This window comes from Desulfococcus sp. (assembly GCF_041737845.1).
Taxonomy (GTDB): domain Bacteria; phylum Desulfobacterota; class Desulfobacteria; order Desulfobacterales; family Desulfococcaceae; genus Desulfococcus.
In genome coordinates, this window is record NZ_JBGSQX010000178.1 from 1 (window position 1) to 13,374 (window position 13,374).

Here is a 13,374-nt window from a genome sequence, read left to right on the forward strand (position 1 = left end):
CGACCCCGCGGCCCAGGACCTCCGCCGCGCGCAGCGCCGGGTCGCCCGCCGCCGGCCACGATTTCACCTCCCGGCCGTCGTGGCGGAGGGTAAAGGAGACCCCGGGCCAACCCATGGCCATGTTGGCCACCGTGTCGGCGATGTGGCTCATCTCCGTTGAAACGCCCTTCAGGAACTTCCTGCGGGCCGGGGTGTTGAAAAAGAGGTCCCGGACGGCGACGAGGGTTCCGGTCGGCGCGCCGATCTCCGTGACCTTCCGGAGGGTTCCGCCCGAGATTTCGACCCGGATGCCGGCGTCGGCATCCCGGTGCCGGGTTTCCAGGACAAACCGGGACACCGAGGCGATGCTGGGCAGGGCCTCCCCCCGGAAGCCCAGGGTGCCGATGGCAAAGAGGTCCCGGTCATCGTAAATCTTGCTGGTGGCGTACCGCTCGATGGAGAGGAGGGCGTCATCGGCGGCCATGCCCGTGCCGTTGTCCGACACCTGGATGAGGGATCGGCCGCCGTTTTCCACGGCTATCCTGACGCGGGTGCTCCCGGCGTCGAGAGCGTTTTCGGCGAGTTCCTTGACCACCGAGGCCGGCCGCTCCACCACCTCGCCGGCAGCGATCTTGTTGGAGAGGATCTCCGGGAGGATCTTGATCCTGGACACGGCTACACCACCGGGGGGCTCTTTTCCCGGACAAACCGATCCAGAAAGTCCGCGTCGAGAGGCGACAGGTCGAACCGGGCGCAGGCCTCCTGGACCAGCTTGCCCAGCTCTTTATCGGGATGGGATTTGCGCTCTTCGGCGACCCATTTCACCGCGTTCCGAAGGTCTTCCCCCTGGGGCAGAATGCTCATGGCGTCTCCTTGTGGCCCCGTCAGCGGGGCATCGAATTCCGGCGGCCTATGGCAGCGCCGGTTTTCTGAGATGGAATTCCGTGGCCTGCTCAAAGGCGTAGGCGACCCTGAGCAGGGTCTCTTCATCGAAATGATTCCCCATGATCTGGAGCCCGATGGGCAGGCCCTCATCGGAAAACCCGCACGGGACGGACATCCCTGGAATGCCTGCCAGGTTCGCCGACAGGGTGAAGACATCCGAGAGGTACATGGTCAGCGGGTCGTCGATATTCTCCCCGATGGGGAAGGCCGGCGTCGGGGCGACCGGGGAAAGGATCACGTCGCAGGCCTCGAACGCCTTCCGGAAATCGGCCATGATCAGGGTCCTCACCTGGGAGGCCTTGCCGTAATAGGCATCGTAATACCCCGCCGACAGGGCATAGGTTCCCAGGATGATCCGCCGCTGGACCTCGGGGCCGAATCCCCTGGAGCGGGTGCTCCGGTACATCTCCAGGAGGTCGTCCTGTCCCGGGCCGCGGAAGCCGTACTTCACCCCGTCGTAGCGGGCCAGGTTGGAGGACGCCTCGGACGGGGCGATGAGATAATAGACCGCCACGGCATGGGGCGTATGCGGGAGCGAGATTTCCACGCACCGGGCGCCCATCTCTTCCAGGCGTCGGACGGCGGCCCGGATGGCCTCCCCGACCTCGGGCGAGAGCCCCCGGGCGGTGTAGTACTCCCTGGGCATGCCGATCCTGAGCCCCTCGATGTCGGGCCGGAGCGCCGCGGCATAGTCGGGGACCGCGCGGGGGACGGAGGTGGAATCGCGCTTGTCGTGCCCGGAGACGGCCGACAGGAGCAGCGCGCAGTCGGTCACGTCCTTGGCGAGGGGGCCGATCTGGTCGAGGGACGAGGCAAAGGCGACCAGGCCGTACCGGGATACCCGGCCATAGGTCGGCTTGAGGCCCACCACGCCGCAGTGGGAGGCCGGTTGGCGGATGGACCCGCCCGTGTCCGACCCCAGGGCGCCCAGGCACATGTCCGCGGCCACCGCGGCCGCCGATCCGCCGCTGGACCCGCCGGGGATCCGCGTCGGGTCCCAGGGGTTCCGGGTGATGCCCATGGCGGAATTTTCGGTGGAGGAGCCCATGGCGAACTCGTCCATGTTCGCCTTGCCCACGATGACGGCACCCTCGGCGTGGAGCCTCTCGATCACCCCGGCGTCGTAGGGCGGGATGAAATTTTCGAGGATCCTGGAAGCGCAGGTCGTCCGGAGCCCCCGGGTGCAGATCAGGTCCTTGACGGCCAGGGGGATGCCGGTGAGCCGCCCGATGCGCCCGTCTCCGATGGCGCGGTCGGCCGCCTCGGCCCCGGCCATGGCCGTCTCCCCGGCCACCGTGATATAGGCCCCCACCCGCCCGTCCACGTCCCGGATACGATCCAGGACCGACCGGGTCAGCTCCGCGGAGGAGATCTCCTTTCGCTTCAAAAGCTCATGGGCCTCATGAATCGTCAGCTCAAACAGGTTCATCCGGGACCCTCCCTTACTTGACGATTCTGGGGACGACAAAACAGCCGTCCTCCTGTTCCGGGGCGTTTACCAGGGCCGCGTCCCGTGCCAGACCGCCCGTCTCCTCATCCTCCCGGAAGGCGCTGCCGAGGGAGACGGCGTGGGAAGTGGGGGTCACCCCCCGGGTATCCACCTGGTCGAGGGACTCCATATAGGCCAGGATGGTGCCGATCTGCTCGGAGAATTTCTCCACCGCGGCGTCGTCCATGTCCAGGCGGGCGAGCTTCGCCACGTGCAGGACCTCTTCTTTGGTAATTTTCATCCGTGTTTCCTGTGAACCCGTCGATGATGTTACAAAATCGTCTGGATGGCGGCTTTTCAGGCGGTCGTCATCGCCTGAAAAGATACGCATCCCGAAAATGATCCGTGTTCCTGAGCCGCCCCAATGCCTCCCGCGCCGATGCGGCATCGGTGAACTGAGCGATCCTGACCCGGTAGCGGATGCCGATGCCCGGCACCGTGTCTTCCGTCCGGTAGACGCCGGCATACCCTTTCCCCTTGAGCATGGCCACCGTCCGATCCGCGTCCGACGCAGTGACGAATGACGCCACCTGAATGGCGAGCCGGTCGGCCGCGATCCCCCGGGGGGCCGGCTCCGGCGCCATCGGTTCCGACGGCGCAGGCTTCGGGGCCCTGACGGGGGAATCCCCCCCCGCCTCGGGGGAAGGGGGTGAGCCGGTCCTCGCTTCCTGGCGCGCCTCGGCGCTGTGCTTGGTGGACAGGGGCCGCTTGATCATCGGGGAGGCCGGCCGGTCCCCGCCGGGATCATCCACCCCGGCCGGTTCCGGCGCCGGGGTTTTCGCGGAACTCGGCAGGGCGTTGTAAAAGTCGAGTTCCAGGTCGTACAGGGCCTTGGCCTCGGCCTTGAGGCGCTCCTTTTCCTTCTGAACCTCCTCCGCGCGAAGCTCGGCCAGCTCCTTTTCCAATCGTTTGGGATCAAAGTCGACCGGCGTCGCGTAGCGCCCCACGATGATCCCCAGAACGAACATCCACACGGCGACAAACAGGAGGAAACCCCATCGGAAAATGGGGCCACGGATCCCCCGCTCCCTGGGCGGGGTATATTCCCGCGCCGCCTTTCTGGGCAGGGGACGGGATTTTAATCCTCTCTTGTTCATATGTCCCGCCGCATCACATCTTGTCCGGCGCGGAGACGCCCAGGAGCGTCAATCCGTTTCGGATGATCTTCTGGACGGCCCTCACGAGCCGCAGGCGGCCCGCCGTCACCTCAGGGTCGTCCGTGAGCACCCGATGCCGGTTGTAATAGGCGTGAAAGGCCGCGGCAAGCTCCATCAGGTAATAGGTGATGCGGTGGGGCTCCATCAGCCGGCAGCTTGACGCGACCACCTCGGGGTAACGCACCAGCAGCTTGAGGAGGCTGATCTCCTCGGCCTCCGTCAGGACGGCGACAGCCCCCGCCCCGGCATTCCGATCCGCCCCCAAGGCGTCGGAAGCGGCGTCCTTGGCGAAAATGCTCGATATCCGCGCATGGACATACTGGACGTAGTAAACCGGGTTGTCGTTGCTCTTTTTCTTGGCGAGCGCCAGGTCAAAATCGAGCTTGCTCTCATAGTGCCGGGTCAGGAAAATAAACCGCGCGGCGTCCGCGCCCACCTCTTCGACCACGTCCTTCAAGGTTTCAAACTGGCCGGCGCGGCTCGACATGGCCACCGGAAGGCCGTCCCGCAGCAGATTGACCAACTGGACGAGAATGACGTCGAACTGGTCCCGCTTCATGCCCGAGGCCTGGATGGCTGCGGCCATCCGGGGGATATAGCCGTGGTGATCTGCGCCCCAGACATCGATGACGCGGGTCATCCCCCGTTCGTATTTATCCTGGTGGTAGGCGATGTCGGATGCGAAATAGGTAGTGAGGCCGTTGGCGCGGACCACGACCCGGTCTTTTTCGTCCCCGTAACGGGTGCTGTTGAACCAGAGGGCGCCGTCCTTCTCATAGATCAGCCCGCTGTTCCGGAAATTCTCGACCGTCCGGTCGACCCGGCCCGAATCATAGAGGCTCTGTTCGCTGTACCACCGGTCGAAACGGACCCCGAACTCTTCCAGGTCCCGGCGTATGCCGGTCAGGATGGCGTCGGCGGCGAACCGGGCGCAGTGATCGACGGCCGCGGCCTCATCCCCGTCCTTCAGGCTGTCGCCCTGGTCCGCAAGGACCCGGCGCGCCAGATCGATGATGTACTCCCCCTGATAGTAATCCCCGGGAAAGTCGACCGCCTCTCCGGCAAGCGCCCGGTACCTGAGGTAGACCGATCGCCCCAGGGTCTGGATCTGCCGTCCCGAATCGTTGATGTAATACTCCCGCTCGACGTCGTAACCGCAGAAGGCGAGGATGTTGGCCACGCTGTCGCCCACCGCGGCCCCCCGGCCGTGGCCGACATGGAGCGGCCCCGTGGGGTTGGCGCTCACGAACTCGACCTGGATCTTCCGCCCGTCGCCGATGTTGACGGCGCCGTAGCGACCGTCCGCGGAATGGATCGCATCCAGGACCGGATGCCAGGCTTCCGGACGGATGAAAAAGTTGATGAACCCCGGACCGGCGATCTCCGTCTTCAGCAGAATGCCCTCGGCGTCTGAAATATGGGCAACAATGGCCTCGGCGATCTTGCGGGGGGCCATTTTCTGGCCGCCGGCCATCACCATGGCCATGTTGGTGGAAAAATCTCCGTGGGCCGGGATCTTGGGCGCCTCGGCCTCGACCGGGGGAAATTCGGACGACGGCAGAACGCCCGACTCATGGGCCTTCCGGGCCGACCGGAGGATCAATGCGGCGATTTTTTCTTTCATCATGACGGTATGGTCACCCTTCCAGGGAATTCGGATTCATGAACTTCCAGAGAGTCTGCGAATTGATCAAACTTGACGGTTCCGTAAAAACCCCGATATCTGCGTTATGCTTCATCCCTCGTCACTGCGGCGTACTTTAAGTAGGCCTCATTCCTCGGGGTTCACAAGCCTCGATCTCGAATTTTTTACAAAACCGTCTGAAAATTTACTTTTTACAAAATCATCAAACCTGAGTAATAAAGAGTTTTGGCGGCCAAGTCAAGGAGCTGTCAAGATTGAAGCCTGTTTTCCAAAAAAAACCGGCCTCTGAACGGAGAGGCCGGCTTTTTGGGAAATAATGAGAAGCTGCGTGGGCTCTGGCCTAGATCGCCTCCTTGCCCTTTTCTCCGGTGCGGACGCGCACCGCTTTTTCCACGGACAGCACGAAGATTTTCCCGTCACCCAGCTTGCCGGTGTAGGCGGACGCCTGGATCTTCTCCACCACCTTGTCCACCCAGCTCGCCTCCACGACGATCTCGATCTTGATTTTCGGGATAAAATCGACCACATATTCGGCCCCCCGATAGATCTCCTTGTGCCCCTTCTGGCGGCCGTACCCTTTGACCTCCGAGATCGTCATGCCCTGGATGCCGATCTCGTTCAGCGCTTCCTTGACGTCGTCCAGCTTGAAGGGCTTGATGATCGCCTCAATCTTTTTCATGGTCGTTCCTCCTGTCGTTATATTTAGAATTCTATCTCAAAACCTCGTTCGCCGTGGATGGCGCCGTCCAGGCCCCTGACCTCATCCTCTTCGTCCACCCGGAGCCCCCCGGTGATCGCCCGGGTCACCAGGACCACGATAAAGGTGGCCAACGCCGAAAACAGGACCGTGGCGACAATGGAGACGAACTGGATCCAAACCTGACGCGGGTTCCCGTAGAGAAGCCCCGCCTTGCCCGCCGTAATCGCGGGGTTGGCGAAGATGCCCGTGGCCAGCGCCCCCCACATGCCGCACATGCCGTGCACGCCAAAGGCATCCAGGGAATCATCGTATCCCAGCTTGCGCTTGAGGACGGCGACGCTGTAGAACCCGAACACGCCCGCGACCAGCCCGATGACCAGGGCCGCCTTCATATCCACAAATCCGGCCGCGGGGGTGATGGACACCAGGCCGGCAACCACGCCCGACGCAATGCCCAGCACCGTCGGGCGCTTGTTAACATACCATTCCGCCGCCATCCACGCAAGCGCGCCCACGGCCGCGGAGGTATTGGTCACCAGAAAGGCCGAGGCGGCCACGCCGTCTGCGGCCAGTTGACTGCCCGCATTGAAGCCGAACCAGCCGAACCAGAGCATGGCGGCCCCCAGCGCCGTAAGGGTGATGCTCGACGGAAACATGGCATCCTTGCCGTAGCCGAGCCGCTTGCCCACCATGGAAGAGAGCACCAGCCCGGCGACGCCGGCGTTGATGTGGACCACGTTCCCGCCCGCGAAATCGAGGGCGCCCATGGCGTGCATCCATCCGCCGCCCCAGACCCAGTGGCAGACCGGGCTGTAGACAAAGGTCAGCCACAGGATGGTGAAGACGATCCACGACGAAAACTTCATGCGGTCGACGATGGCTCCCAGCACCAGGGCCACGGTGATGGCCGCGAAGGTCATCTGGAACACCACGAAGACATAGGTCGGGATGGTCCCGGTAACGCTGCCGACGGTGATGCCGTTCAGGAATATGTGATCCAGCCCGCCGATGAATTTCCCGACGTCGGGTCCGAAGGCCAGGGTGTATCCCCAGAGCACCCAGACGATGCTGCCCAGGCAGTAGGCGACGAAGGTCATGGCAAAGGTGTTGAGCAGGTTCTTGTACCGTGACATGCCGCCGTAAAAAAGCGCCAGGCCGGCCGGCGTCATCATCATGACAAGGGCCGTCGAGACGATGATCCAGGCCGTATCGCCGCTGTTGATGGCGTCTTCGGCGAAGGCCGTTGAAAAGGGCAGCAGGGTCAGAACCGCCGTGGTAAGGATGCTTTTACATTTCATGATCCATTTTCCTCCTGATTTCAATTTTTTTTCTCCTGTTTAGATAGAGCAATTTAGATAGAGCAATGATAAATGAGGACACATGACCGGCAATGCGGGAAATCCCCGTCCCCCCAGTCCCGTTGAACCATTATGCCGCGCCGTTGCAGGAAGCCGCTTCCGGCGGGCGCTCCTCGTCCGGAGAGGGGCCTTCCCGGGCGCGCGGCAGGACCGATGCGATCCTCGCGCGCACTCTTTCGATCTCGGCTTGGGATGCGATCTTCCGACCGTCGAAATCCCTCACGTAAAACACGTCGACCACCTGGTCCGACCGGGTGGCGATCTGGGCGCTCCAGATGTCCAGGCCGCACTGGAAAAGGGTGCGGGTCAGCCGGTAGAGCAGCCCCGGCATGTCGCGGGTGTGGACCTCGATGATGGTGAAGTCGCCCGAGGCGGCGTTGTCGACGTGGATCCGGTCGGGCGGGCCGAGGGGACATGCCGCCGGCGCGGGCATGGAGGAGGCGTTCTCCCCTATAGCCTGCCGGATGTCCAGTTTCCCGGAAACAACCGCGGAAAGCTCCTGGGCCGCCCGGTGCCACCGGTCGTCTTCAAAAAGGGGGTCCGGCGGCGGCGTGACCGTGAAGATGCAGAGGGCGGTGTTGTTCCGCCACGTGCGGACCTGGGCCTCCAGCACATCGATCCGGTTCAGCGCAAGGACACCCGCGATGTCGGAGAAAAAGCCGGGGACATCCCGGCCCAGGACCACCACCTTCCGGGTGTCGGATTCAGGCATCTTATCGATCCGCCAGACAAAGGGCTTTTCCCCCAGCCCCCTGAAGAGATCGACATGGTCCTGGATCTCCGACGCGGGGGTGCCAAGGAGATACCGGGACGACATGACGCCCATGAGGGTTTCCGCATCCGACCTGTCCCGGGAGGACGGCATCGCCGCCATGACCTCGAGGGCCTTATCCCGCAACGCCCGGACGGTGTTCCCGGAAACGGCCCCGCGCGAAGAGAGCCGATGTCGAACCTTCAGAAACAGGCTCCTCATGAGGATGGCGGTCCACTCGTTCCATGCCTTGGGGCCCGTGGCCCTGAGATCGGCGACGCTGAGCAGGTAGAGCATGTTGAGCCGCGGCAGGTCGCCGACCTCCCCCGCCAGAAAAAGGGCGGTCTCCTCATTGTCGATATCCCGCCGTGTTGCGGTGTGCGGGAGAAGCTGATGGCTGCGGACCAGGAAGCCCACGGTGTCGATCATCTCCCGGGGGTAATCCAGGCGCGCCAGCACCGACCGGCTGATGCGCTCCCCCGCCTCGGGATGGGCCAGGCCCGTGCCCTTGCCCACATCATGGAGCAGCGCCGACCAGACCAGGGGGCGCCGGTCCGGGAGCTCTTCCATCAGGGTGCGGCACAGGTCCTTATCGACGGACGGCTTGAATGCATCCCGGCCCTCGTCATCGGGAAGGCCCAGCCGACTGACCGCGGCAACCGTTTTCAGCAGATGCCTGTCCACCGGATAAACATGGTAGGTGTCGTATTCGATCTGATTCACGACGGTTTTCAACTCCGGAACGAACTGCATGAGCATGCCGGTGGTGTGCATTTCGCCAAGCACGTCATGGGCGCCGGCGGCGGGCTCAAGCAGGACCTGTTCCAGGGCGCGGACCGCCCCGGGACGGCGGACGGCGTCTGCGTCCATCAGGTGACGGAACTCCCGGATGAGGCGCCGGGCTTCCCGGTCGAGGGGGAGGCCTGTCCGAACGCTCTCTTCAAAGATCCGGACGAGGCATTCCGGGGTGTCGATAACCGTTTTTACCGAGGCAAAGGCCAAGGCCTGCTTCCGGACCTCCACCCCCGCCGCAAGCTTGGCCGCGGCGGGCTTCCGATGGAAGAGGAACCGCTTCCGGGGCGTCCCCGCCTCCTGAAAGAAGAGGAGATGCGCCTGCTGGATCACGTCCATGTGTCCGTGAAGCTCCCCCAGGAACTGTTCGACGCCGTGCTGCATCGATCCCTGCCGATAGCCGAACCTTTCGGCCAGTTCGACCTGATGGGCGAAATGGAGCTGATCGTATTTCCGGCGGACGAGGATATGGAGCCCGCTCCGCACCTTCCAGACAAAAGCCAGGGCTCTTTCGAGATCCTGAAATTCCTCGTGGGAGAGATATCCGTGGTATTCGAGGTCCCGCGGGGTCTCCAGATTGAACCTGACCCGGGAGAGCCAGAGCAGCGCATGGTAATCCCGAAGCCCGCCCCGCCCCTCCTTGAGGTTGGGTTCCAGCAGGTAGGCGGAATCGCCGAAAACGCGGTGACGCTCGCGGTTCGCTTCCGTCAGCCAGTCGACGATCTTCCCCCCCCGGCGGAAGACGATCTTCTCCCGGATCCGGCCCGCCATCTCGGAATAGAGCGGCGACATGCCGCAGACGAACCGCGCATCCAGAAGGGACATCAGAACCTCGAAATCCTTGGCAGCCAGGTTGATGCAGTCCTTGAGGGAGCGGGTGGCGTGCCCGATGTCCAGCCCGATGTCCCAGAGGGGATAGATGATTTCACGGATGAGCGCTTCAGCCTTTTTGGGGAGTTCCTTTTTGAAAAGAAACAGGATGTCCACGTCGGAGTGGGCGCACTGCTCCTGGCGTCCGTATCCTCCCAGGGCGATCATGGCATAGGGGTTCTTGTCGATGCCCATATTGGGTCCGATCATGCTGTTTTCAAAGCTTTCACGGAAATAATCATCGAGCAGCCGGGTGTAATTTTCCATGAAACCGGGAGAATCGTGCGAAAAAAACCGGGACACCATCCCCCGCTGCTTTTCCTGGAGCACCCGTGAAGCATCTATGTATCGTTTTTTTGAGCTTGACTCCGTCATCGCTTTCCTTCAATTCTTATCGGCGTTCATCCTTCCCCGAATTCTCGTCTCCCGGGAGGGATGCGCCGGTCGGTCCCATCCCGGGATGAGAGAAACTGCAGCGAATTTTCCATTGAATCATTCCTGCGATAATGATAAGCAAACAGTATGCCATTGGAGTGGAAAATAAAAAACCATAAAGAAATCAATGCATCAAACGCCCGTAATCCGCAGGCGCGAAAAAGACGGATGTTACAATTTTGTTTTGTTATTCAAAATTTAATTACATTTTTGCCATATCAAAACTCCCGCAGGGGGTTCATCAAGGAGATCAAACGATGTTCAGAGTCATGATCCGGGACAACATGTCCCCTGTGGCGAAGGAGATTCTGGAAGCGACCGGAAAGATCGCGGTGGTGGTGGACAACGACAAGGCGACCTCCGATCCCGAGGCCCTCTCCAAAATCATCCGGGAATTCGACGGCCTCGCCGTCCGGAGCGGTACCCGGGTGACCGAAGCCGTGCTCGAAAACGCCCCCAGGCTCAAGGTCATCGGGCGGGCCGGGATCGGGGTGGACAACATCGATCAGCAGGCCGCCACGAAAAAGGGGATCGTGGTGATGAACGCGCCCGGGGGGAATACGGTGACGACGGCCGAACATGCGCTCTCCATGATGTTCGCCCTGGCCCGCAACATCCCCCAGGCCACCGCATCCCTCCGCGAGGGGAAATGGGAGAAGAAGCAGCTCACGGGGGTGGAGATCACCGGAAAGACCCTGGGCATCGTAGGGCTGGGCCACATCGGGCGGGTCGTGGCGGACCGGGCATTGGGCCTCAAGATGAAGGTTGTCGCCGCCGATCCCTTCGTCAGCCGGGAAGCGGCCGGCAAAATGGGCGTCCGGCTGGCGGGTTTTGACGAGCTTCTGGCCCAGTCCGATTTCATTACCCTCCACGTGCCCCGCCTCAAGGAGACCGAAAACCTCATCAACGCCGATACCCTGGCCAGAATGAAGCCGGGGGCCCGGCTCATTAACTGCTCCCGGGGGGAGGTGGTCAACCTGGACGACCTCTATGACGCCGTTTCGAGCGGGCATATCGCGGGCGCGGCCCTGGACGTCTTTCCCAAGGAGCCGCCGGACCCGGGCCTGGCCGTCCTCAGCCACCCCAACATCATCTTCACCCCCCACCTGGGCGCCAGCACCAGCGAGGCTCAGGTCAACGTGGCCCGGATGATCGCGGAGCAGATGGCCGCCTATCTCCTCGACGGGGTCATCACCAACGCCGTCAATTTCCCCTCGGTTTCCATGGAAGAGATGGCCCGGCTTCGCCCCCACCTCACCCTGGCCGAGAAGATGGGGTCCCTCATCGGGCAGTTGGTCGGGGCGGTCCATGACATCACCATCACCTACAGCGGAGAGATCGCCAAGCTTTCGACCCGGCCGGTGACCCACGCCCTCCTCAAGGGACTCCTGGGCGCCTACACCGACACCCCGATCAACTACGTCAATGCCCGGGCCATCGCCCAGGACAAGGGGATGCGGATCCGGGAGACCACGGACCAATCCCCCGAGGATTTTTCAAGCATCATCAAACTCAGGATCGAGGGCGCCAACGCTTCGCCCGACGAGATCTGGGGGACGGTCTACGAGAAGAAATACCCGCGGCTGGTCCGCATGGGCGATGTCTACCTCGATGCCATCCCCGACGGATCGATGATCGTCATCGAGAACATCGACAAGCCCGGCGTGATCGGCCATGTGGGAACCACCCTGGGACGCCATAAGGTCAATATCGGCCGCTTTCAGTTGGGACGGCAGGATGACCGTGCCGTGTGCCTGGTCAACATCGACTCTCCGGCCAGCGAACAGGCATTGGACGAAATCCGGGCCCTGCCGGTGATCCTCTCGGTCCGGCAGGTGCACCTCGGATGACCGTCGCAGGAAGGCTACGCTTCACGCCGGGACGAGCGCCGGGCGGGGCTCATCCCGCCCGGAACCCCACCCGGCAACACCCGCGCAAAGGAGCCGGGATACGCCATGTTCAACAGACGCATTAAAAACATCATCATCGCGGGCGTCGTGGGATACGCCCTCTATTTCCTGCTCACCCACCACTTCATCTACGTGGACCAGGGCGTTGAAATCCTCCCGAAATCGGAGGCCACGCTGACCAACACCCTGTTCAGCCCGGGGGACCGGAAAGAGATCCTCTACAAGGGCATCGACAGCATCCTCCAAAATGAAGACCTCCGCGAGGCGGGCATCGGCCCCCTGCTGGTGGAAAAGGGCCTGATCACGGAAGAAGAATTGCGGGCCGCGGAGGACAAGGTCGACAGCGAGGGGTGATTCCGCATCGCGCCCGATGACGCCCTCCGCCCCAAACCGATAGATGGAAGGGCACCGGAGCGACAATGGCTTTCCGACAAAAATGGACGCCCGCGCTTTTCAAGATATGCCTTGCCCTGATCGGCACGGCCGCAGCCCTCTGGATCGGCATCGGCCTGGTGCTGCCCGCATACCTGGGCTCCGGGGCATTTTATCGCACCCTGGACGCCCTCGGCCTGCCCGATCTTGACTGGGACGTCCGGCGTGTGGGCCTCTTCGGCGCCGATATCGCGGCGGTGCGCATCGGCGATCCGGAAGGGCCGGGGCCGATCATGGACGCCGTCCGCCTGGACTATTCCCCGGCCGGCATGCGCCTCGGCCGGGTTGCGATCACGGGCCTGGAGGTGACCTGCGGCATTGAAAACGGCCGGTTCTTCATCGAAGGCATCGACCTCGAAAGCCTGAAAAACCAGTTCCAGCCCGAAACATCGCCCTCCGGGGCCCCGGCCCGATCCGAGGCCCCGCCCACGCGCCCCGCCCTGCTGCCGGAAGCGATCGAGATCCGCCATTCCCGGGTCCGCTTCACCTGGGAAAAGCAGACCTTCCGCATCCCCGTCGACCTCCGCGTCGTCTTCCCCCGGGAGGGCCCCCACCGTTTCCAGGTCCGGATCCACGCCGTCCTGCAGAATCAGGACATTGCCTGCACGGGGGAGGCGGAGCGCCGGTCCGGGCGATCCAGTTGGCGGATCTCGGCCCCCGGGGTCCCCATCGCCCCCCTCCTCCGGGCGGCGGGCCTGGCTCTCGACCCGGCGCTCTCCGGCGCCGTGGATATTCATGTGGAAACCGGGATCGCCGCAGGGGATGCCGGCATCGAGGGCGGCGGGGAGGTACGCTTCGCGCTCACGCCGCCCCGAGCGGCTCCGGACGGACCCGCCGAAAAACGCCTTTCCGCCGAATTCACCTTCGGCGCGGCGGCCTCGGGGGCGTGGCGCTTCAGCCTCGCCGGCCGG

12 protein-coding genes are annotated in these 13,374 nt (G+C 63.3%); 3 read left to right on the plus strand and 9 right to left on the minus strand.

Annotated elements, in window-relative coordinates:
• The 9 genes from mutL to glnD all read right to left on the minus strand — a co-directional run.
• The coding region (gene mutL / locus ACEW8N_RS21770; RefSeq protein ID WP_373501978.1) for a DNA mismatch repair endonuclease MutL at positions 1 to 652 on the minus strand (652 nt) is incomplete at its 3' end.
• A 2-nt stretch (positions 653 to 654) separates the two neighbouring features.
• Positions 655 to 843 carry a hypothetical protein gene (locus tag ACEW8N_RS21775; protein ID WP_373501979.1) on the minus strand — a complete coding sequence of 63 codons (189 nt, stop codon included), beginning with the start codon at positions 841 to 843 and terminating at the stop codon, positions 655 to 657.
• Between the two features lie 46 nt (positions 844 to 889).
• A complete protein-coding gene (gene gatA, locus ACEW8N_RS21780) occupies positions 890 to 2,353 on the minus strand; it encodes an Asp-tRNA(Asn)/Glu-tRNA(Gln) amidotransferase subunit GatA (RefSeq protein ID WP_373501980.1) in 1,464 nt (487 codons plus the stop codon).
• A gap of 13 nt (positions 2,354 to 2,366) precedes the next feature.
• Entirely contained in the window at positions 2,367 to 2,654 is a 288-nt protein-coding gene (gatC, locus tag ACEW8N_RS21785) for an Asp-tRNA(Asn)/Glu-tRNA(Gln) amidotransferase subunit GatC (protein ID WP_373501981.1), read from the minus strand.
• Positions 2,655 to 2,721: 67 nt separating this feature from the next.
• Positions 2,722 to 3,510 carry an SPOR domain-containing protein gene (locus ACEW8N_RS21790; RefSeq protein ID WP_373501982.1) on the minus strand — a complete coding sequence of 263 codons (789 nt, stop codon included), beginning with the start codon at positions 3,508 to 3,510 and terminating at the stop codon, positions 2,722 to 2,724.
• Between the two features lie 13 nt (positions 3,511 to 3,523).
• Positions 3,524 to 5,194, minus strand: coding sequence for an arginine--tRNA ligase (gene argS, locus ACEW8N_RS21795; protein ID WP_373501989.1), 1,671 nt, complete (start codon positions 5,192 to 5,194; stop codon positions 3,524 to 3,526).
• 361 nt (positions 5,195 to 5,555) lie between these two features.
• Positions 5,556 to 5,894: a P-II family nitrogen regulator gene (locus tag ACEW8N_RS21800; RefSeq protein WP_373501983.1), complete on the minus strand. Its 339-nt coding sequence runs from the start codon at positions 5,892 to 5,894 to the stop codon at positions 5,556 to 5,558.
• A 23-nt stretch (positions 5,895 to 5,917) separates the two neighbouring features.
• On the minus strand, positions 5,918 to 7,213 hold the full coding sequence (locus ACEW8N_RS21805) for an ammonium transporter (RefSeq protein WP_373501984.1): 1,296 nt from the start codon (positions 7,211 to 7,213) through the stop codon (positions 5,918 to 5,920).
• Between the two features lie 130 nt (positions 7,214 to 7,343).
• Positions 7,344 to 10,061 carry a [protein-PII] uridylyltransferase gene (gene glnD, locus ACEW8N_RS21810; protein ID WP_373501985.1) on the minus strand — a complete coding sequence of 906 codons (2,718 nt, stop codon included), beginning with the start codon at positions 10,059 to 10,061 and terminating at the stop codon, positions 7,344 to 7,346.
• Positions 10,062 to 10,378: 317 nt separating this feature from the next.
• Between glnD and serA the strand changes: the two genes are divergently transcribed.
• From serA to ACEW8N_RS21825, 3 genes are all read left to right on the plus strand, one after another.
• Positions 10,379 to 11,971: a phosphoglycerate dehydrogenase gene (gene serA / locus ACEW8N_RS21815; protein WP_373501986.1), complete on the plus strand. Its 1,593-nt coding sequence runs from the start codon at positions 10,379 to 10,381 to the stop codon at positions 11,969 to 11,971.
• A 105-nt stretch (positions 11,972 to 12,076) separates the two neighbouring features.
• Positions 12,077 to 12,385 carry a hypothetical protein gene (locus ACEW8N_RS21820; RefSeq protein WP_373501987.1) on the plus strand — a complete coding sequence of 103 codons (309 nt, stop codon included), beginning with the start codon at positions 12,077 to 12,079 and terminating at the stop codon, positions 12,383 to 12,385.
• A gap of 65 nt (positions 12,386 to 12,450) precedes the next feature.
• Positions 12,451 to 13,374 (plus strand): hypothetical protein (locus ACEW8N_RS21825; protein WP_373501988.1); only part of this gene is annotated, 924 nt, incomplete at its 3' end.

Coding starts and splice junctions, on each gene's coding strand:
- ACEW8N_RS21805 (WP_373501984.1), bottom strand. CDS start 7,213: ATGAAATGTAAAAGCATCCTTACCACGGCGGTTCTGACCCTGCTGCCC.
- argS (WP_373501989.1), bottom strand. CDS start 5,194: ATGAAAGAAAAAATCGCCGCATTGATCCTCCGGTCGGCCCGGAAGGCC.
- ACEW8N_RS21800 (WP_373501983.1), bottom strand. CDS start 5,894: ATGAAAAAGATTGAGGCGATCATCAAGCCCTTCAAGCTGGACGACGTC.
- ACEW8N_RS21820 (WP_373501987.1), top strand. CDS start 12,077: ATGTTCAACAGACGCATTAAAAACATCATCATCGCGGGCGTCGTGGGA.
- ACEW8N_RS21790 (WP_373501982.1), bottom strand. CDS start 3,510: ATGAACAAGAGAGGATTAAAATCCCGTCCCCTGCCCAGAAAGGCGGCG.
- gatC (WP_373501981.1), bottom strand. CDS start 2,654: ATGAAAATTACCAAAGAAGAGGTCCTGCACGTGGCGAAGCTCGCCCGC.
- serA (WP_373501986.1), top strand. CDS start 10,379: ATGTTCAGAGTCATGATCCGGGACAACATGTCCCCTGTGGCGAAGGAG.
- glnD (WP_373501985.1), bottom strand. CDS start 10,061: ATGACGGAGTCAAGCTCAAAAAAACGATACATAGATGCTTCACGGGTG.
- ACEW8N_RS21775 (WP_373501979.1), bottom strand. CDS start 843: ATGAGCATTCTGCCCCAGGGGGAAGACCTTCGGAACGCGGTGAAATGG.
- gatA (WP_373501980.1), bottom strand. CDS start 2,353: ATGAACCTGTTTGAGCTGACGATTCATGAGGCCCATGAGCTTTTGAAG.